A 20,257-nucleotide genomic window follows, 5' to 3' on the forward strand; every position below is an offset into this window, starting at 1 on the left:
CTGCTCCTTGAAGATGGAATCAATGAGGTCAAACGGTGCGGTGCGGTGTGCGCTCATCCGGACCGCCCACCTTGCGGCTCGTCCGGAACGTCCGCGCCCCCACTTGCTCCGGCGGCGCTGTCGCCGATCGTCGACGCGACGGCGCCCATAGCGCTGCCGATCCGGTCGGAGACTTCCTGCCCGACGGCGACGGCCGCACCGACAGGACCAGCGGCCGCGGCCGCGCCGGAAGCTGCACCGCCGGATGCTGCTCCGGATGCGCCACCGGATGCTGCTCCGGACGAACCGCTCGCGGTCGCTGCCCCAGAGGGACCGCTCGATGCAGCTTCCGTGCCACCGCCCGAGGGCGCCGGTGAGCTCGACCCGGATGAGGGAGTGCTGGAGCCGGTCGGTTCCGTACTCGGGCCGCCCTGAACGCTCGACGACGAAGAGGACCCGGAATCCTGTTCAGCCGAGGAGGACATCGACTGGATCATCGAAGCGCCCATACTCGCGCCGGTCGCGGCGAGCATTCCGCCCAGCACCGCGCCGCCGTTGCCGCCGGCCATCGAACCCATCGCAGGAACGATCAGCCTCGCCAACGCCGGCATCGTCAGGCACGAGAGTGTCAGCAGGATCATTCCGGCAAAGACACCTTGTGCGTCGGTAGCACCGGCGGCCGAGAGGAAAGCGATCCCGTACACACTGGAAGCGACGAACGGGAACAGTGCGAACACCACCGCCCAATTCCGTAGCTTCGTCCAGGCCTGCATTCCGGCGCTGCCGATTCCTGATGCGGCGGCCGCGATCGGCGCCCATCCGAGGACGAGGCGCAGCATCGCGATCTGCATCATGATGAACACCGCTTGCACGGCGGTTCCGACGATGCCCAAGATCGCGAAGACGAAAATCAAGCCCGGACCCAGGAGAGGGCCGACTTCGGCGACGGCGAGGAGTTTGTTCGCCGCTTCGTCGATGTTCTCTCCGACCATCGCTTGAACCAGCCACACACCCGCTGCTCGGGAGAGTTCGTCACCGGCGAGGATGAGCGGAACCAGAGTCCAGGACGCGAACACTGTGCGGGTCAACATCATTGCCGTTTCTTCGGCATGTTGCTGCGCCAGACGCGATTTGGCCCAGGCGAGTTTGAGAGCGGAGATCCCGACCGAGATCATGAACGCCGCTATCTGGAATATTCGCAAGAATTGGTGCACTTGCCAGACGGTGTTCTCGGTGTCACTGTTTCCGACCGCGCCGGTGACCGAGTTGGTCATCCACCACGTCAGCATGAAAGTGATGCCCTTTTTCCAACCGTCGAGGAACACTTCGGCGGCCTTGCCGACGCCCGATTTCCACATCCCGTCGGCGAACTCGCCGGCCGCGTCCTGTGGATTGGCCACAGCAGTGCCCAAGTCGCAGAACCGCTCGAGGAACCCACCGACGACCGGTACGGAATCACCGACGTCGCGGCAACCGGCATACATGTCGTCGTCAGCCGGCGCCTGCCCGGTTTCCGAAGTGCCCGGATCACCTGCCGGGGGCTGGGCATGCCCGAGCGCGACCGGCCCGAAGACCAGCACAGCCAGGAGCAGAGCCGCGATCGCAGCCAGACGCTTCACCATTGGGTCCACCCCGTCAGCGAAGTGATCGTCTGCGGCGGCAGCTGGGTGGACGGGCGACGGATCTTCCAATCACCGTCCTGCCAGACGACCTCGAAGCGAGTGGTGAACCAGGAGCCCGGAGTCTTGTCGCGGGCCGCGACCTCCACGACCGCAAACGAGTTGTCAGCACTCCAACCGGAAATCTTGAATGCCGCCGGGATGTACTGAGGGGGCAGCTGGCTCCAGTCGATCCACTTCTTCGGCGCCCACGACGCCTTGTTCCCCCGCGTCGAGGGTTCGATCTGGTTGTCGAAGACCTCATCGAGTGATTCCTGGTCCATGACCGTCCGCATGCTGATCTGCCAGGCAGCGAGCGCAGCGCCCTGAGGGGTGCGAGCGAAACCCGTGGCCAATGGGCCATCTACTCGAGTGGGACCGTCGGAGGTCGAGAACGGCAGGATGAACGGACCGACTTGCTGCCACATCAACCCCTCCGGAGCGGGGACCGGGTCACCTTCCTTGAACGAGGGGCGATCTGCCGGCGACTGCGGCAACGCCTGACCACGCGGGTTGACGGGGTTGGCGATCACGCGGCCGAACAGATCCGCCGACGGAACGCCGAATGCAGTGCCGCTGTCGGGTTTTGCTGGTGCCGTCGCGGGCGGCTGGGTGGCAGTGGGGGCGCCGGCGCCGGCGGAATCGTCGTCGCGGGTGACGGCGATGAACACGGCCACGGCCACGACCACCGAGAGAAGCGCGCAGAACACGGCAGCGGCAATCCCGGTCGTGCGGCTGGTCGCCAACCACTCGCCGGTGCGGCGAAGGCGCGATCCTTCTGTCGTCTCGCGGGGTTCGGTGCGGTTACTCACGGGTGGCTCCTGAAAAGTCGGGGGAAGATCAGTCGGCGTAGGAGAAGGCGGTGTATCCGTCGAGCGAGGTCAACGGCACTGGATCGGTGGGCGCAGCTTCGGAGGTCTCGGGCTGCGGATCAGGGAGAGTGATCTTCCAATCGCCGTTTTGCCAGATCAGCGAGGTCGGCGACGCAGACAGCGCAGCGTCCGGCATCCGTGTCGCCAGCCACACCACGGCTTCGTCGGGGCTGTAGTCCTCGATGCGGAATCCGGCGAACTGGGCTGTCTGAGCAGGATCGGCTTCGGTGGTGATGGAGGTCATCACCCGCGCCACGGCGTACGCGTCACGGCCCCGGCCAGGGGCGGTCAGCAGTTGTGCGGTCTGCGCCCAGGTCTCGTCCGGTGCGAGTGCGAGACGGCTCTGGCCCTGAATGGCGGCCATCACCACCCCTTGGGGTGTTCGGCTGTATCCGAACGGGATCTTCGCCGAAACGCTCGTCGGTCCGTCGACAGCGGAGACAGGGACAGCGACACCGCGGTAGCTCTCCCACTGCACCTGCTGCGGCGCTGCGCTGGTGTCGACCGCCGCGGTGCCGGTTCCGGGGTCCTCCTGCGACGATCCGCACGCGGTGGCCACCGACAGCGCGAGAGCTGCGGCGACGAGGGCGCCGACGAGGCGGTAACGGTGAATTGCCATGATTTCCTTCTTTTTCGCAAAGTGAGTAGTGGAATCGAGACGGGCTAGATGAGGAGCCATCCCGCCCACGTGATTGCGGAGGCGGTGACGATGGCGCCGATGGCGATCGCGATCAACCGCCGGATTCCGGGGCCGGTGACTTCGCCGTCGTCGAAGCGGTGCGCGACTTCGACACCGGCGCGCATCGCGGCGACGATCAGACCGGCTGCGACGAACCACAGGAACACCCCGAGCATCTGCCCGAGCGGGACCAGGACGTCTTCGCCGGGCATCTTGATGCCGCCGCCTGCGGCCAGTATCGAAGTACTCACTCCATGAACCAGGTGACGTACGAGGCGGCGGAGGACGTGATGATCGCGCCGACGGCGACACCGACCACCATCATCTTTTCGCCGCGTCCGGCGGTGCCGTCGGCGAACGACTGGGCGAACTTGACGCCGGCCATCATTCCCAGTCCGATCAGGAAAGCTGTTGCCGCCCACAGGCCGACGCCGAGCAGGATCTGAAACTTGTCGCCTGACGGCGGAGTGGTCATCTGAACGTCGATCACGTCCCCGCCCTGTCCAGGCGAGGGGAAGGGCGCGGGCTGCTGAGCGAGGATGTAGGTGTTGATGGTGTGGAGTGCGTTCATGAGAAGGTGCCTTTCGAGTTATGTTGCGGAAGAACTGATTTCCTTCACCCGAGCTGCTGCTGCGACTCGGATCTGGTCGTGGAGAGCGATCACCGGGGCGACGGGGTATTTCGTCGGGTCACGCGCCGCTTTCTTGTCGGCCGGCAACGTCGAGGACGGAGACCACTCGGGAAGCTCACGAGGAGGCATGACCCGCCAAGGTTCGAGCCACGGCACGTCCCAGCAGTGCCCGGCCAGCGAGCGCGCCAGCGACTCGACGACGGCCAGACGGTTCCGGACCGGCTTGGACAGTGGGCGATCACTGTCGGCGACGGACACGACGCCGAGGATGTGTGTTCCTTCCGGCGTGCCACCGGCGGCGTGTTGCAGAAGCAGTGAATGAGCACGCTCTACGCCGTGCATCGTCGTGCGAAAAACGAGCACCACCAGCGGCGAGTCCGCGCCCGGTAGGTCACCGATGTATCCGGGCCAGCCGCGCTGGCAGTCCCCCGCGTATGCGAGGGAACGCGTCAGCGAGGAGACTCCGGCACCTCCGGTAGCTCCGAGAAACCAGACAAGCGGCCGGGCCGGGGTCAGAGCCTCACGTTCGATTGGGCCTTCCCAGATCGGAGCGGATTCATCGATCCCGGGCATCACAGCCCCCGCGATGCGTGGACCGCTCGGCATCGGAGCACCGCGGCGCGGAACATCGGCATATGCGCTGGTCATCGGACCATCACCGCGCTCACGCGCCACACACCGAGCTTGGTGGCGGTCATGTACGCCGCGAACGGAACCCGATCAATCTCCCGGCCGCCGGCATCGACGGCGGTCACCGTCACTGCCACGACTCGTGAGACCTTTGCGGGCTTGTCCTCGGGGTGATTGTCGGCGGTCACCGTCGCCGTGGCCGTGGCCACCGCGTTCTGCTCACGCCAGGACTCCCATTGGCGGCCGGTGATCGGTGCCAGAGCAATGAAGGACGACGCGTTGTCGGTGTAGTACCGCTCGTCGAGCAACGGTGCTGCCCGGTTCGCGGCGTCGATCTGGTTGGTGTCCGCCCCGGGGGTGTACGAGAACAGAGCTTGCGCGGCCGCGACCATCACGGCTTCCGGATCGCTTTGATCGACCGAGGAAAACGGTTCCGGCAGAGTTGGATCGGCGGGAACAGTCAATGATTGGGTGGGGCCGCCCTCATCCATCGGGTGGTCGTGGTCATTGCTGCGGCCGCATCCGACAAGTGCGAGAACAGCGAAGGTCATGGCTGCGAATGCGGTCAACCTCATCGGTCTGCGGTCAGTCCGGTGTGTCATCGTGCCTCCTGCGGTTGCGGTTGTGATGCGCCGAAGCGGCGGACGTGCATTTGTTCTCCCGACATCCCTGACAACGGAGCGATGGTGACGGTCTGGCCTTCGGTCGGAGCGTGAAGCAACATTTCTTCGCCGTTCTCGAGGCCGTAGTAGATGCCGACGTGGTGCGTGTTCGAGGCGGGGCCGAAGAAGATCAGGTCGCCGGGTTGTTTCTGGTCGATGGGGACTTCTGCGCCGCGTGAGTCGTAGAGCTGTCCGGGATCTGCGGTCGATCCGGTGAAGTGCGGCAGGCTGATTCGTCCGCCGGATGCCTGGTAGACCGCGTACAGCGTCAGACCTGAGCAGTCGAATCCGCCGCCGGTGGGGCCGTTCGTGTCGCCACCGCCCCAGACGTACGGGGTACCGATCCAGCGCGAGGCAGCCAGGATGACGGCTCGTCCGAACTCGCTGGCTGGACCCTCGCCGCCGCCGCTACCGGGTGCGGGCTGCTGATCGTTGCAGGCAGCGCTGCCGCCGTCGGCGACGGCGATGGCTCCACCAGCTGCGATGGATGCGAGGTCGGCTTCGGACATGTTCGCCCCGGCGCCCTTGAACTTGGCCGCCAACGTGGTGGCGATCGGCTCGTCGTCGGCGTACGCGTCCGGGTACAGCGATCCTTGAACGTTCTGTGCTGCGACGGTGATCGGTAGCGATTCCCACCCGCTCTGCTTGGCCAGCGCTTCGTAGAATTTGCGTGATGCAGTGGCAGAGTTCATCAGTTCTTCGAGCGTTCCCCACCACGGGTACTGCTGCTGAAACTGATTGACGGAGCCGTGATCTCGTCCGACAGCATCGTGTGGGAAGTCCAGGGATCGGCCCACGTCCTTCTGATCGGCTTCGAGGCGAGGATCGGTGCCGTCATTGGCGTACATGCGAAAGCCGGATTCCTGGCTTGCGGTTGCGAGCGCGACGACGACGCCGCGATCGGGAATGCCCATGACTTCACCGACCGCGACGATCTGCTTCGCGATCGCCAACTGTCGGCCGTCCAAACCTCCGAACCCGGAACCTTCATCACCCGCATCGCCCGAGCCCGGGGAAGTCGGTGCGGGCGCAGCGGGAGCCTCGCCGGGTTCGGCGGCCTTGTCGATCCACGGTTGCGGATCCACCGCGGTACCGGCGCCGTCGGGTAGACGACCGCCGTCCCACACCTCGAAATGAAGGTGCGGCCCGGTCGAGCCGCCGGCATTGCCGATCGCCCCGATCTGCTGACCGCCGCGGACCTGCTCTCCGGCGCGGACCATCACACCGTCGTCGAACATGTGCCCGTAAACCGAGCTGTATACGTGGCCCTCGATTTCGTGATCGACGATGATCCAGTTCCCGAAGCCGTCAGCGGGACCGGCTTCCCGAATGCGGCCGTCGGTGAACGCGTAGATCGGGGTACCGACCGGACCTGCACGGTCGAGTCCTTTGTGTTCGGTGCCCCATCGCGGACCGAACGGAGAGGTGTCCGTTGTTTCGGACGACTTGGTGGGCTTGACCAGCGAACCAGCAGCGGCGACCTGGCCGCCCCCGTTTTCGACGGGAGCGCACTCTTCGTCCTCGGAAACGAGAACGACCACCACGGCCATGATCATCAGAAGGAACGCGACGGCTGCGGCACCGACAACGGCGATGGTGCCGCCGACGCCTCCGCTGCTGCTGTCATCTGACACGAGATGGTCCCTTCGGTTGGAGTGGGACGTCAGTGCGTCCCGGGGTTTGCTGGGCGGCGGCGCAGCAGAGGAGTTCCGTGGGCCGCCGACCGATCACTGCGCGGGCGGTGCGGCGGCCGGCGCCTGGGTGGGAGTCGGGATCTGGGCAGGCGCGAACGCGCCGCCCGGCCCGACGATTTCGGGAGAAACCGCCGAGGTCGTGGCGGACACCGAGCTGGTCAGCGGCGTCGACGACGAGGGGGCCGCAGAGGGCGTCCCGCTCGGACGAGTCGTCGGCGAGGCTGTTTTCGTGGTGCTAGCCCCGGCCGACGTGGATCCGGACGAGAGTTCTTTCGCGAGGGTGGAGAACCACTCGACGGTGAACTTCGCCGGGGTCTGTCCCTGTCCTCCCACGGGAATCGAGTCGTAGGTGCCGTGGTTGCGGGCCGTGTCCCAGTACTTGACCTGCGTTGCCATCTTCAGCAGGTCCTTGTTGTCGGAAATGCCGCGCTGGACTTCGTTGTAGATGTACTTCTGGATTTGGGTGCCGGTGGACGGCGGGAACAAACTCATTGCCGCATCCCCGACTTTCGCTGCCAAGATGCCCAGTGCAGCAGGGGGATTGGCCATGCCGACGGTGGCGAGGGCGCCGATCGTGTCCAGTGTGAGGACTTTCTTCGCGACCGCGATGCCCGCTTGCAATCCCATGACCCCGGTTTTGATGACTGCCCGGATGACATCGGCGTCCGCGTCCGGAGTGGCGGAGCGAGGATCGGAATTCGTGGACAGGCGCCCGAGGATGGTCTTTCCGGACGACTGCACGGTGAACCGGCCGCCCGAGAAGTTGATGTCGTCGTTGACGACGTCGGCGGCGGTGCGAATTGTCGCCCCACCCAATGCGCCCGCGAGGTCGAGGAGAGTTTTCTGCGGATCCTGCTGCTCGAGGTGCAGCTGCCCAGCGATATTGGTGACCGTGCGGGCCAGCGTCGCATCTTGTGGTGTCGCGCATGCGAGGTCGCCGTCGGTGCAGAACGAAGCGACGCGGCCGGCAACAGAGCCGTACCCGGACGAGGCGGCGTAGTTCGGGGCTATGCCGCCGCCGTCAGCAGGGGTCGGGGTGGTCACCGTCAGATCCGACAAGGCAGAGGTGGCAACGCCCTTGGGTGGTGTCGGTGAACTCTGCCCGGACGAGCCACCGGGGAAGGTACTGGCACCTTGCGGGCGATTCGGGGACGAGAACAATGCGCCGGCGGCGAGCTTGTCCGCTGTGATCGGGCCTTTGCCGCTGCCGATATTGCGGATGACGGTGTCCGCTATCTGTGCGCCTTGCGAGTATCCGGTCACGGCGATCATCGACGAGGGGCACCGGTCGGCGTAGTCGGCGATCGCTTGGCTGGTCTTGTCGACCCCCTCGGTCATCGACTGCTCGTACGTCGCTCCCCGCCAACCGAAGTCGGCGGCGTACGGGACGAGCATCCGTGAGACCTCACCGGCAGCGGACTGGAGCAAGGGCACCATCACCGACATGCCGAGGAAGCCGCTGTCGATGGTGGGGTCGGCATCCGGCGCGGACTGGTTGGTCCCCTGAACACCGAAGACTCCCAAAGCGGTGCAGGGCATCGGTGCGGAGTCGCCTGAGGTGGGTGCGGCGTTCGCCAGACTGGTTCCTGCCAGTGCGAGGACGACCGTGGCCGTCACCGCTGTGGTGATCCCTCTCGCATATCTCATGCGGATTTCCCTTCGGATGTGTTTGTTCACTGCGTCGGCGCGGCTGCACCGAGGTTTCGTACGTCGGCGGCGAGAGCGGTGAAGTCCTGCTCGACACCGCTGCCCATCGCCTCGACCTCGATCGGTCCTCCTGCGGCCAACGACCGGTCGTGACCGATCAGGCGCACCGCTCCGATCCGGCCCGCCATATGGGCACTGAGGTGATCGGCCACCGGCGTCGAACCGGGACGGACCTCGACGACGGCCACGACGACCGATGCCAACGTGTGCGCGCCGAGGGTGCTCTCGATCCATTCCAGGACGGAGGGAAGACGGTTCACGGAGTCACCGCGACTGGACACCACCAGGACGATCACGACCGACGCATCGGCCAGAAGCGGCGCGAGATGCTCTGCACGCAAAGGATTTCCGGCGTCGTAGACCGGAAAGTGACCGGACGCGGTCAGGAGCGAGTGAACGGAAGCGAGCGCCGCAGCGTCGCCGCTCAGCTCCCCAAGCGTGCGGCGACCCCACAGCACCCCGTGCTCGGAGGCCCATTGGCCGGGGTTCAGCTCGCGCCCGCAGCCACGCTCGGACAGGTCACCACCTGCAGGGGTCGTATCCACGGCGGCAGCAGTGACGAGTTCGGTGTGCAATGCACTCGCCAGACCGACCGCTGTCGTGGTGGCTCCGACTCCACCGGCAACCCCGGCGATCAGCACAGCAGAAGGCGGTGCCAGCGGAATCAGTGCATCTTCTGGCTCGGGAACCTCATCGACCGGGCCTTCTGCCTCGGACCCGGGCACAAGCGGCGGTGCGGTGTCGTCCACCGGTGCCGACCGCGTCTCGTCGGATTCGTTGTCTTCTGTCGGCTCGCCGCCCAGCCAGTCCCCTGCCCACGTCACGGCGTGCCTACGCTCTCGTTGATGGCCGCGATCAGCGTCTTTCCGTCACGCACGGTCGTGCTGATGGTTTGCGCATATCGCACGATCGCGCCGTCCGCGGCTTTTTGGACCATCTCTACGGCGAAGACACCCGGCTGACCGGACGGGCGGATCAGAACACAGTGCTCGGTGCCGACCGGGACGCCGTCGTCGATGCCGGCTTGCAAAGTCGACAGTTGGGTGGCCGCAGCTTCCGGAGTGGCGAAGCCTCGCGCTTTGTCCGCATTGCGATCGACGTAGAAGGCGTACTGAAATCCGAGGATCGCATCAGGGCCAGATCCGGTACCGCCAGGGCCATTCCCGCTGATGACATCACCCTTGACGCTGCTCGGGCACCAGGACGAGGCGGCCTGCGCCCCGGCGACAGACGTCCCCGCCGCCGGCAAAGCCGTAGTGGTTCCAGGTACTTCGAGGGAGGCTGGAGCGTCCGGTTCGTCGGAACCGGAGGCCAGCGCAATTGCGGTTCCGCCCACCAGGACGGCCAGCACCGCAGCAGCAGCTCCCCCGACAGCGGCTTTCGTGCGGCGACTCCGGCCACGCGCCCGGTCTGATCCCGGGAGAGGCTCGGGGATTCCGATCCGCTCCCCCTCATCCGGGATGGTCGGTGTCGGTTCCGGATCGGTGGCCGGCAGCTCCCATTCCGATGCCCAATCCGGTTGTGTATTCAGATCACTGACAGCGAGAGTGACGACCGGGAGCGTGCGGACAACACCCACGGACTCAGAGACGACCGGATCGGTCGCCGATCCGGTCTCGTCCTCATCTGCGAGTTCGAATGTGGGAGTGAGGTGTTGGGTGGGTCGGCTCACCGCAGCGACAACGGTCTCCTCTGCCGAGGGAGCGTTGCCGGTCGAAACCGGTTCGCTCTCAACAGTTTCGGCATGGTCGAGTAGGGAGTCGGGTTCTGATTCCTCATCGGGGTTTTCGGACTCGGGCTCGGAATGTACGTCGGTGTCTGGGGTTTGCTCTCCCGTGTCCACTTCGTCGGCGAACTCGGTCGGGTCCAACGGTGGAAACCAGTTCTGACCTGACATGTCGATATTTCCTCTCGTGCAAAGAAAAAGAACTTCGACTAACACCGCCGGGGCCGAAGCCCCGACCCCGGCGGCGGTAGTGATTACGCGGGGGTCGCTCCGGCGGCAGCAGCGCCGAGGGCCTGGCCGATCAGATCGGCGGTAGGTCCGAAGGCGTAATTCGCTTCGACGGCCGCGTTGTCGAGTGCGGCGATGACCTGATCGCCACCGGGCTGAGCGAGGACGGTTTCACGTGCAGTAGTGAGCTGCGCGTTGACGTTCTCGGTGATCTGCGGAACGGACGCCACAGCATCGGTGACGACCTGCGCGATCTGCGGGGCCTGCGCCGCCAGCGCGTCACTGGTCTGGGAGGTGATCGCAGGTGCGTCCGGCTCAGGAAGGTTCGGCACGTCGATGTGGCGAGGCTCGGCATCGGTGTCACCGGCCCCGATTGCTCCCGCCGTCAGACCGCCCACCACAGCTCCAGCCGCGGCACTGGGAATCCCGAGAAGCAAGCCACCTGCACCGGCACCGATCGCCGTGCCGACAACGCCTGTCGTCGCTTCCGGCAGCGGCGGCGGGAGCGGAACCAGACCGCCCATACCGGCCCCGATCAAACCGCCCACTGTGCCGCCACCCAATGCGCCCACTGTGAACCCTGCGGTTCCGGCCGCCAAGGCACCTGCTGCGGCTCCGCCGAAGGTTGCAGCCGAGACACGCTGTGAACGATCGACGTCGACGCCGACACTGGACCAGAATGTCGCGAACTGTGAAACACCGACAGATGCAGTGTTATTGGTGCGTTCGAGATACTCGTCGGACATCCAATTGGGCTTCGGCCCGACGTAATCACCCAGCTGCAACATCTGGGGCGGTGCTTCGATCGGAGCGATGATCTCGACTTCGGTCGGGAGATGGAGTGTCCCCACGTCGATCGGGTCACCGTAGTACGCCGGCGCAACGTAGTTCCCGCTGCTATCGCCTGCATTGTTCGGGGACGACTGCTGCGTCGAGGGAGAAGGCTGCCACTGAATGTTGTCGTACTCAGCCGGAGGCGGCGTCCAGTACGAACGATCGGACGTCGGCGCAGGAACCTCAGGGACAGTAGTAATACCCGGCTGCTCAGACGCAGGTGGAGGCGTCGTAATGCCCGGCTGCGACGGAGCGGTAATGCCCGGCTGGGTCGGCGCTGCGATCGCAACTCCGGCATTGACGAAGGCGGCTCCGACCATCGCCGCCAACGTCACGGCTGCGACCGCACCCGTCGACGGTGACCGGTGGCGGCCACCGGACCGTGGTTTCTTGAACTGCTTCATGACATCCCTTCAAACTTGTTGTGGTTCAACAACTAACGGAACATTGGACGTGCTTGGCCGCACAAAATGCGAGAGTTACGCGGCCTTCGATCCCGACGCAACAGCGCCGGGAAGTTCGATGGAGCGTGAAAAATGCGCCATAACGAGGGAGCCCGCAGGAATCAATGAATGTCCGACCGGGCAGAGTCGTGCGCCGACCACGAGGGCGGGTACACATGTGTGACCGACGGCCCGGCCTGCGCACAACACAGGTTCGATAACGCGATATGAGGCAACGACGAAGTATTCAGCCGAGGTCGGACGATCGGAAATGCCGGCGGGAATTAAACCGCGGGGATCAGATTCAATGGAAAGGCTGGAGATCTTTTCCATGGTTGCCTCCGGATGGTTGCGTATTCAACGACGCCGCCTAGACTCGAAGACCTGTGAAGTCATCCAGCTGGGTGATGCCGCAGTGGGACCCCGGGGAGTGTTCGGACGCCAATCAGAGTCACGCCCTGGGGTTTTCTTTGTTCAGCTACTTCGTTCAGTAACCATATGAATCACATGCTTTTTCATCCCCTAGCATAGCGCGTTATACCCGCGCAGCCAATGGGCGCATGGTGCCCGCTATGAAACTCCGCGCGTTGTGACTTCCGGTTACTAGGTTGGAAGAATGAACAACCGTGGACGAAGGCAAAGCGTGAGCAGGCGAATCCTGCGTAACTTCGTCCCTGACGCTCTCAAGAAGCGCAGGGAATCGCTGGGAATGTCCCGACCTGACCTTGCGCGATTCGCCGATGTCAGCGTGACTGCTATCGCGGACTGGGAGAAGGGGCGCCGAACTCCTGGGATCGACACGCTCGTGCAAGTTGCAAAGGCGCTGAAATGTGAAATCACGGACCTTGTCGATGTGCCGGACGGTGTTCGCAGTCTTGCTGATCTCCGGATACTTGCAGGCCTCACTCAGCCGCAGCTCGGGCGCGTCACCAACATCAGTACGACAGCGATCGGGGCGCTGGAGCGGGCGGAAGTGCGCCTGACCGACGAGCGTGCTGCTGTTCTGGCTGAAGCACTTGGGGTGGACGCTGAGGCCGTGAGAGCTGGCTACGACAAGGCGCGCAACCGCGGAATCGGGGAGAGCCCATGATTTCGTCTGCGGGTCCATGCTCGGTCCTTGTGGGGGTGTGGCGTCTCGGTAACGCAAGTTCTCATCGTTTCGATAACTATCGTATGGTTCGGCAGTACGATAGCACTGGAATCCGACAGGTGTGTGCTCGAAATGTCGTGATCCCGAAAAACGGTGAGGAGTCGGTGCGCAATGGAGCAGCCTGCTGAAGATTCCAGCGTGTTCGCTGAGCGGCTCGAACAGCTCTTCGCCGGTGTGCCAAATGCAGACGGCAAGCGTTACACCTTGGGACAACTGGCCCGCCGCTCTACCGAGATGGGATACCCCATCAGTGAGACCTACCTATCCCACCTTCGAACAGGTCGGGCGAAGTCCCCTAGTTTGAAGACGGCAGCAGGTATAGCCGCAGCCTTCGGAGTGGATGTCCGCTATTTCCTCGACGAGGAAACTGCCACACGAACCAAGACCGAACTCGACTACGCGCGACTGCGGGCGGATACGAATGTCCATGCTGTCGCCTTCCGGCTGGCGGGGTTGGACAGCGGCGATCTTGAGGTCGTCAACGACCTGATCCGCTCCTTTCGTAAGCGGCGTGGTCTACCACTCGATCCACCTGACCTGCCGGAAGAGTAGCTAGCAAATTACGCTGGCCCTATGAAGCCAGTTGCATACCCCGCGCTCATCGAAGTGCCACCGGAGGACGCAGCGTTCCGGCACCTCCGACTTGTGCACCGCACGCGAAAATTCCTGCGTGGCCTCGACGTCCAAGCTGTCGACCCCTATAAGCAAGCGCCACTGATTCTTTCGGGAATTTCAGAGCTCATCGGATCCCCTATTGACCTTGAGGCTCGTTCGCTGTCGCCGCGTGGACCGTTTGCGGCCACGCTCCTCGATGACCAGGGAATCGTGATCTATTTCGAACAAGCCGCGACCCTCGTGCATCAGGTACACAACGTCGCACACGAGCTGGGTCACCTGGTCTGTGGCTCTCTGATGGAGAACCCCGACGAGGAACTCTTCGACGCACATCGGAGAGGGGACTACACCAACGTCATCGAGCATGATGCAGAAGTCGTAGCGTCCCTCGTCATGAGCTGGGTAAACCTCGCATACGCGATAGCTCCAGTTGTACAGAGCAGTGCACAGGGGCGTCACCTCGCGACGGCATTGCAGGACAGGATTCAGTCGATATGATCTGGTTTCTCATAATCGCACGTACTTTGATCATTTTCGGAGTGGCCCTATGGCGTGCGTGGGCATTGTGGAGACGGCCCAGTAAGTCATCTGAATGGATGGTCGTATGGGCAATCGCACTGCTCGGAATCTCGGCTCTTCTGGAGATCGCGTCCAAAGTCGATGTGATAAATGGCGGACTGCACACCTATCTGTTCGCCTGGTTGCAGTCGATGTTCCTCATGCTCGCTATCCTCAGCACTGCTCTGTACTTCATTTACTATTGGGGGAATCCAAAGGCGCGACATGCCTATGCAGCTGTAGCCGTAACGACCTTTCTGGCATCCGTCCTCGGTGGCCTGTACTTCACATGGGTAGTGCCAGCAGGGACGGAAGTATTCGAATTCGACTCCGCCGGCGTCGTCGGATTCTATTTCTCCTCCAAGATCTTCTTTCCAATCGGATTCCTCGTTATTTCGATGCTCTCGTTCCGCGCAGCCAAGATATCCAAAGGAGCACTATCGCGGGGCCTGAAAGTGCTGTCGATTGGATCATTTGTCCTCGTAGCAGCCGAACTCATTCTGACGCTGCAACTCGTTTACCTGGCCAAAGACGGATACATGCCGCACAGTTTGAGGGTACTCGGTCGTGCCGGGATGTCGCTGGGGATACTGCTATTTATCCTGGGTATCTGCATTCCTGCGATATTACAGCGCAAGGCTCAGTTGGCGCTACGAAGAAAATACAAAAAGGATATTGCGGCGATGACCGCCCTCTGGGACGACTTGTCCAACAAATTCCCTAGGCATGAGTTGAAAAAGCGTTCAGGCCCCCTGGTGTCGATACTTCCAAGACGCACTTCTTTGATGATTCGTCACTATAGAATGTTCATAGAGATCAGGGACGGATTGATCCGTCTGAGTTCTAGTATCGTTCCCGAGGACTACGCCGCAGCCGGCGCAACCGCGAACGCTAGAGAAATTCGTAAACTTCTGGAAAGCCCTGACGAGTTAGAGATCATCGTCCCCGTTCACCTGATTGTTGCCCCGGATGGTGATTCCTTCGATGAAGATGTGAAATCCATCGTCGAATTCTCCCTGCTCTATTCCGCAGCCGAAGGAAAAGCATGAACCAGATAGTAATCGTAGGTGCCGGAATCGCGGGACTAACTCTGGCCACAGCACTCAGACAGAGAAATATCGAAGTGCTTGTCTTGGAGAGACGGACCGACCTGAGTTCGCAGGGAGGGGCGTACCTGACAATCTCGGGACAGGCGATCGACCAACTGATCTCGATTGGAGTCAGCGAAGAACTTCGTCACGTTGGCGTAGCCGTCAAGAAAATCGTTCGAGCGGGATCAGGAAAGTCATCCGGCGCACCACTGCCTGTCACGGATTCAGGCACTGAGTTCAGACACCTGTGGAGAGCCGACCTGATCGACTACCTGGCGCAATCAGCGACCGAGGCCGGCGCCAAGATCGAGACGGGTGTGGACGTTGTCTCGGTCGTATCCAATGGGGACCGCGCAACAGTGTCCGCCGGTGGGCGAGACATCCACGCTCAATTCGTTTTCGGCTGTGACGGTGTCGGGTCGACGGTGCGCTTGAGCAACCCCCTGACCGGCCCTGACGCTTCTTATCAGGGGCAGACAGTGATCTACGCCCACATTCCAACCGCTAACGCAGTCGAAGAAGCAGGCGTTCTGTCCTTTTTGAAGGAGAAGTTCGACGGAGGCCTTGGCGACGATACCTTGGGATATCTGAACGGTGACGACGGTCAAGGGCTCTTCTGGTTCGCGAGGCTAGCCGCAGAGGGGGCACTCCCGAAGAGCGAATGCGGGCGGCAGCCCGTCGAGAACTGGTCAGGCGTTCTTACTCAGAGACTCGGTTTCGCAGAACTCACGCCATCATTGCTGGAGCGCACGAGCGAAGTGTTCGTAGCGAATGCGACAGCCCACGACAACATGCCTAGCTGGAGAAGTGGGCGGACGATGGTTATCGGGGACGCAGCACACGCAGCCTCCCCAGCATCTGGAAGCGGCGCCACGGAGGCGATCGGCGATGCGCTGGCTGTAGCAACCGCCCTCGCTGCTGGTCTGGAACGTGGAAGCTCGCCGGAGGCTTCTCTGGACGAAGTCGCGCAGGCGCGCACAGCCGCCTTGGCCAATCGCAGAAGATAACGAAGACTCTCCCGCTGATCCTCAGATCGTGCAGCTAAAATCTACGATGATAGATTTTGTTGATACGTCTACGGCGTGTCGAACCCCCAGCGGGGCGTGAGTGCTGCACCATCGTAACTGTCCCAGAAAACGAAGTGTCTGGCGGAAGGAAGATTGCGATGGGTCGCAGAAGCAAGGGCGAGCGCGGTGAGTACAAAGCACGCGTCCCGGCTCGCGTTGACGTCGAGGCGCTCGCTGCCGCACGCGGTTGTTCCTCAGTGAGCGTCTACATATCCGATCTCATTTGCTTGGACGCTGGACGTCCCGAACTCGCCGAAGAGCTTCGCCAGGGGGTGCTGCCGATCTCTGCATAAAAGCGCCCGTGATCAGACCTCACCAAGTCTGACTCACTGACTGCCACAACCTCTGTGGTGCCGCTTATTAGCTGAGAATTGAAAAACCCCCGGCGAGCTAGGCCGAGGGTTGATCGAAGTTAGTGAGATTCGAGTTACCAGCTCGTTTCTCAGCGGTGCTGCTAATCCCCGGAGGGACTTGTCTTGGAGGACATGTCTCAGGGTAACTCATGCCCTGATCAAATTTCTACGATCAATCTGCGTGTCGTCGATCATGACGACGCGCTCCTGACGAACCTGTACGCGGCTGCGATGTGGATGTCACCGCGGACTCGCCTTCGTATCGACCCGACCAGCACCCACGACTACAGCGCAACAGTCGTCGCACCGACGGCGCCGCCGAATGTTCCATGGGCGCTTCACCTGGCCGATTCGAACAATCAATACAAGCTTCTGGCATTCGATTTCGATACCGCCACGCACGGTCCGGGCGTGGCACTTGCAGACGCCGACCGCCTGGCACACGAACTGACCGAACTCGGAGTACGACACCTCCGCACGACGTCGGGACCGACTGGCGGACAACATCTCTGGGTTTCCCTCAGCGAGGCGACCCAACCGGGCGACGTGAAGACGCTTGCCCACGCGCTGAGCGCGCACTATCCCAGTCTCGACATCAGCCCGCTGTGCAATCCGGTCACAGGTGCGGTCCGAGGACCAGGTGCTCCACACAGAGCAGGAGGGTATGCACTCCCCTCCCTACGTGGTCACGCGCTCTCCGAGGCGCTGGCAGCCATGCGCCCCGGAACCCCCTCCGATGTCATCGGTTGGCTCCTAGCCAGGCACCCCCACTCCACTGCTCTATCCGGCGCCGCTAACCGGTCGACACCGATCCGGATCATCGAGTCCGCCGATGGGCCTCGTCTGGACCGTCCAAGGCGCTCGCTGTCAGCGCGGACGAGGCTTCTCATGGCAACCCCGCTCAGCAACGACCGCGACCGCAGCACCGTTGCCTTCAGCATTCTCCTCGGGATGGCTCGCGCCGGCCGCACCCTTAAAGACGTCGAGGCAGCCCTGACCGCACCAGGGCTGATCCGCCTCCATGAAGACAAGAACGCCGGTCACAGCTTCACACTTGCCAAACATTGGTCTCGTGCAATCGAAGCGGCCGCGGTGTTCGCTCCTTCAGTGGTCAACGTCGATTCGGCCGCGTGGGACGAGCTCGATGCTCAGCTGGACACGATCGTGGACACCCTGCACCGGCACTCGGCGGCGTTCGCGCGTCCAGGTGGCCCGAGCGACGAACGGATTCTCCATGCATTGGTTCAGCTCGCGCGCACAGCCCGGACCACGACCCTGGACATTGACTGCCGGCGACTAGCCCATGCCACAGGCTTGGACGCATCGACCATTTCCAGAAGGATGAGGGCACTCGAAGCGGCAGCGTGGGTCAGTCAGGTCCAGGCAGGTTCTGGAACCGCCGGTGCAACATGGAAGCTCAATCCACCCCCCGCTGAGTACTGCACAGGTGCAACACAAGTGGAACACGCCCCCGGCCCGCCCCCGTCGGACACGCTCCTCGCTCACCACGCCCACGACCTCTGGACACCTGCCCCCGGATTAGGCCCTGCCTACGCTCGAATCCACCTGCACCTGATCTCTGGGATTGACGACACACCTGGTCTTGCGGCAGCTACCGGGTACTCACACAGGACAGTGGAAGCGGCAAAGAAGGCGTTTGCGCGGCTCCACCTACTCCCGACATCGCGGTCCACAGCCCAGACTCGTCGGCTTCAACTCCACACAGCGGCTCAGCAAATAGGCGTCTCAGGGGTGCTTGCAACCCGAGCCTTACGTCACGTGACGGAGCGCGAGCTATTCGCCTGGTGGACCGACGAGCTGGAGTGGCGGCGTAGCCGTGGAAAGAAACGTAGCGGTCCCCGAAGGTACGCATCCGGATCCGTCGCCCTGCCAATCGAAACAACACCGCGAGGGCGCTACGGCCGCTTCCCCACCATCGGCGGCCGCGCCGACTACGCCGCAGCTCGACGCATCGTCACCGATTACCAGTCGCCGAAGAGTGTGCTTGCAGCTTGATTTCCTGGGTCTACGCGATGCTGAGTGGGCGGTGCTCAATGTCCCCTGGCGGCGGCGGCGAGGAACGTCGTCCCTGTCGCGTGCAAGGCTAAATGTAGTGCGGGAAGACAAAGCTAGGGAACCTCGACATTTTGCGCTTTTTGCGTCTCTGCCTGGAATTACAGTCTTGTGGGAACAGAAGTGCGGCGTGCCGCAAAACTCTCTCACCAGCGGTGTTGCCGTAATCGAACCAAGTTGACGACGATTCATTAATTAATGCATGCATGCACTCATTAACTACAGACAGAGTTAACGCATTAGTGCTAGCATTCATGCATGACGACAATCATGGTGTACAGCGAGGCCGGCGGCGTCACCAAGACGACAACCGCGGTCTCCCTTGCGATGGTGGCTGCCCTCTCCGGGGTCAAGACCACTCTCATCGACCTAGATCCCCGAGGTGCGGCCACTAAATGGATCGGCAGCTATCCCGAGGAATCGTGGCAGCACGTGGGCGCGATCCTGGCCGACGAAAACCCGGAAGGGTGGGCCGAAGATCTCGCCATCGACAGCGGGTGGGACGACAATCTGCGCATCATTCCGTCCTCGAGGTCACTGTCGAACCGTGAGAGGGACTATGAAGATCACGCCGAACTGAGGCTCGCAACGGCATTGGAAGGGCACACAGCGGAAATCCGCATCATCGACTGCCCTAACCGCCAAGGCGGAACGCTCACGCAAAATGCGCTCGCCGCCAGCGACAAGGTCATCTACGCCGCAACCGCGAATCAAGACGGCATCGACGGTGTCGAAGGCGCGCAAGAGTCCGTCGCAAAGTTCCGCAAAAGCCGCGAAGCGATTGGTGCCCCCTGCCGTCTCACCGAGGCAGGCATTGTCGTCGGCGCCGTCAAGGAGACGGTGATGACGAAAGTGTCAGTGAAAGCGCTGGAGCGACTGAGGGAAACGGGCCTCGTTCTCACACCAATCATTCCGAATCGCACCATCGTCGACCAGTCGCGAATGACCGGCGAGTGGTACGGAAAATTCGACAAGGGTGAGCCGGTTTTGGCCGCTTACCAGCAGATATTTTCCGCATTCATTAACGCATGAGTGCACGAGTTGACTTAATTAATTCATGCACGCGTGCAATAATGAGTGAATGCACTAACTCATGCGTGAGTTACGTAACGAATGCAGCAATGCATGAACTCATGAGTTACCGAACGAAGGAATGAACTAATGAGCACAGAACCTGACCTCAGTGCCCCACGGAGAGGGCCGCGTCCGGCCGTCGACGAGGCTGTCGATTCGGCAGAGGTTCCAGCCGCACGCCGGCCGGTAGGGCGCCCGAAGAAGGAAAAGGCCGAACCCGTCATCCAGTTCTCGACCAGGCTCGGCTTGAGCTTCCGGGAAACTATCGACGCCGTCGAAGACGAAACTGGGCACAGCATCCGTTCGATCATCGAGCAGGCAATTCAGTCGACCTACCCCGAACACTACAAAAAGCACGGACGCAGCACCCGATAACGAGCGCGCAGATTGATCTGAAACGCAAAGGGAGCCCCGCCGGATGCACCCGACGAGGCTCCAGACCGGGAACCCCGCTGAAAGACATCTCACGGGGTGTAGGAGTCAAGCCGCGATCGGTAGGGGAGGTGGGAATGCGTGCAGTTCGTCGAAGAGTT

General features: G+C 62.7%; 21 protein-coding genes. 9 read left to right on the forward strand and 12 right to left on the reverse strand.

Annotation, left to right across the window (positions count from 1 at the left end):
• Window positions 1-53: 53 nt before the first annotated feature.
• The 12 genes from AC1Q6C_RS31025 to AC1Q6C_RS31080 form a co-directional block, all read right to left on the reverse strand.
• Window positions 54-1,601, reverse strand: a complete 1,548-nt coding sequence (locus AC1Q6C_RS31025) for a hypothetical protein (RefSeq protein WP_065353075.1) — start codon at window positions 1,599-1,601, stop codon at window positions 54-56.
• On the reverse strand, window positions 1,595-2,449 hold the full coding sequence (locus AC1Q6C_RS31030; RefSeq protein ID WP_065353074.1) for a DUF8175 domain-containg protein: 855 nt from the start codon (window positions 2,447-2,449) through the stop codon (window positions 1,595-1,597). The genes AC1Q6C_RS31025 and AC1Q6C_RS31030 overlap by 7 nt, the downstream gene beginning before the upstream one ends.
• Window positions 2,450-2,477: 28 nt before the next feature.
• Window positions 2,478-3,128 (reverse strand): DUF8175 domain-containg protein, encoded by a 651-nt coding sequence (locus AC1Q6C_RS31035; RefSeq protein ID WP_492667017.1) that lies wholly within the window; start codon window positions 3,126-3,128, stop codon window positions 2,478-2,480.
• 44 nt (window positions 3,129-3,172) lie between these two features.
• Window positions 3,173-3,439 (reverse strand): hypothetical protein, encoded by a 267-nt coding sequence (locus tag AC1Q6C_RS31040; protein WP_064075286.1) that lies wholly within the window; start codon window positions 3,437-3,439, stop codon window positions 3,173-3,175.
• Window positions 3,436-3,759, reverse strand: a complete 324-nt coding sequence (locus tag AC1Q6C_RS31045) for a hypothetical protein (protein ID WP_019750045.1) — start codon at window positions 3,757-3,759, stop codon at window positions 3,436-3,438. Before AC1Q6C_RS31045 ends, AC1Q6C_RS31040 begins: the two co-directional genes overlap by 4 nt.
• Window positions 3,760-3,777: 18 nt before the next feature.
• The gene (locus AC1Q6C_RS31050; RefSeq protein ID WP_219468684.1) at window positions 3,778-4,467 is read right to left on the reverse strand and encodes a hypothetical protein; all 690 of its coding nucleotides are present in this window, start codon (window positions 4,465-4,467) and stop codon (window positions 3,778-3,780) included.
• Window positions 4,464-5,051, reverse strand: coding sequence for a hypothetical protein (locus AC1Q6C_RS31055; protein ID WP_243621735.1), 588 nt, complete (start codon window positions 5,049-5,051; stop codon window positions 4,464-4,466). Before AC1Q6C_RS31055 ends, AC1Q6C_RS31050 begins: the two co-directional genes overlap by 4 nt.
• Window positions 5,048-6,745: a peptidoglycan DD-metalloendopeptidase family protein gene (locus AC1Q6C_RS31060; protein WP_083197738.1), complete on the reverse strand. Its 1,698-nt coding sequence runs from the start codon at window positions 6,743-6,745 to the stop codon at window positions 5,048-5,050. Before AC1Q6C_RS31060 ends, AC1Q6C_RS31055 begins: the two co-directional genes overlap by 4 nt.
• Before the next feature lie 93 nt (window positions 6,746-6,838).
• The gene (locus AC1Q6C_RS31065) at window positions 6,839-8,452 is read right to left on the reverse strand and encodes a cutinase family protein (protein ID WP_492667018.1); all 1,614 of its coding nucleotides are present in this window, start codon (window positions 8,450-8,452) and stop codon (window positions 6,839-6,841) included.
• 26 nt (window positions 8,453-8,478) lie between these two features.
• Window positions 8,479-9,336, reverse strand: a complete 858-nt coding sequence (locus AC1Q6C_RS31070) for a hypothetical protein (RefSeq protein WP_492667019.1) — start codon at window positions 9,334-9,336, stop codon at window positions 8,479-8,481.
• Window positions 9,333-10,409, reverse strand: a complete 1,077-nt coding sequence (locus AC1Q6C_RS31075) for a DUF8176 domain-containing protein (protein WP_102999563.1) — start codon at window positions 10,407-10,409, stop codon at window positions 9,333-9,335. Before AC1Q6C_RS31075 ends, AC1Q6C_RS31070 begins: the two co-directional genes overlap by 4 nt.
• Before the next feature lie 83 nt (window positions 10,410-10,492).
• Window positions 10,493-11,704, reverse strand: a complete 1,212-nt coding sequence (locus AC1Q6C_RS31080; protein WP_492667020.1) for an insoluble domain protein — start codon at window positions 11,702-11,704, stop codon at window positions 10,493-10,495.
• 682 nt (window positions 11,705-12,386) lie between these two features.
• Between AC1Q6C_RS31080 and AC1Q6C_RS31085 the strand changes: the two genes are divergently transcribed.
• From AC1Q6C_RS31085 to AC1Q6C_RS31125, 9 genes are all read left to right on the forward strand, one after another.
• On the forward strand, window positions 12,387-12,833 hold the full coding sequence (locus AC1Q6C_RS31085; RefSeq protein WP_099698589.1) for a helix-turn-helix transcriptional regulator: 447 nt from the start codon (window positions 12,387-12,389) through the stop codon (window positions 12,831-12,833).
• A gap of 171 nt (window positions 12,834-13,004) precedes the next feature.
• Window positions 13,005-13,445 carry a helix-turn-helix domain-containing protein gene (locus AC1Q6C_RS31090; RefSeq protein WP_054832128.1) on the forward strand — a complete coding sequence of 147 codons (441 nt, stop codon included), beginning with the start codon at window positions 13,005-13,007 and terminating at the stop codon, window positions 13,443-13,445.
• 21 nt (window positions 13,446-13,466) lie between these two features.
• Complete coding sequence (locus AC1Q6C_RS31095; RefSeq protein WP_219468700.1) at window positions 13,467-14,006, forward strand: hypothetical protein; 540 nt, start codon at window positions 13,467-13,469, stop codon at window positions 14,004-14,006.
• On the forward strand, window positions 14,003-15,115 hold the full coding sequence (locus AC1Q6C_RS31100; RefSeq protein WP_308124371.1) for an MAB_1171c family putative transporter: 1,113 nt from the start codon (window positions 14,003-14,005) through the stop codon (window positions 15,113-15,115). Before AC1Q6C_RS31095 ends, AC1Q6C_RS31100 begins: the two co-directional genes overlap by 4 nt.
• A complete protein-coding gene (locus AC1Q6C_RS31105) occupies window positions 15,112-16,164 on the forward strand; it encodes an FAD-dependent oxidoreductase (RefSeq protein ID WP_243621731.1) in 1,053 nt (350 codons plus the stop codon). The genes AC1Q6C_RS31100 and AC1Q6C_RS31105 overlap by 4 nt, the downstream gene beginning before the upstream one ends.
• Window positions 16,165-16,322: 158 nt before the next feature.
• The gene (locus tag AC1Q6C_RS31110; protein ID WP_042925531.1) at window positions 16,323-16,517 is read left to right on the forward strand and encodes a hypothetical protein; all 195 of its coding nucleotides are present in this window, start codon (window positions 16,323-16,325) and stop codon (window positions 16,515-16,517) included.
• 192 nt (window positions 16,518-16,709) lie between these two features.
• The gene (locus tag AC1Q6C_RS31115; protein ID WP_243621730.1) at window positions 16,710-18,593 is read left to right on the forward strand and encodes an Lrp/AsnC family transcriptional regulator; all 1,884 of its coding nucleotides are present in this window, start codon (window positions 16,710-16,712) and stop codon (window positions 18,591-18,593) included.
• Between the two features lie 315 nt (window positions 18,594-18,908).
• On the forward strand, window positions 18,909-19,682 hold the full coding sequence (locus AC1Q6C_RS31120; RefSeq protein WP_182262794.1) for a ParA family protein: 774 nt from the start codon (window positions 18,909-18,911) through the stop codon (window positions 19,680-19,682).
• A 129-nt stretch (window positions 19,683-19,811) separates the two neighbouring features.
• The gene (locus tag AC1Q6C_RS31125; RefSeq protein WP_099698583.1) at window positions 19,812-20,099 is read left to right on the forward strand and encodes a hypothetical protein; all 288 of its coding nucleotides are present in this window, start codon (window positions 19,812-19,814) and stop codon (window positions 20,097-20,099) included.
• Window positions 20,100-20,257 lie beyond the last annotated feature (158 nt).

Source organism: Rhodococcus sp. MT28 (genome assembly GCF_058792695.1).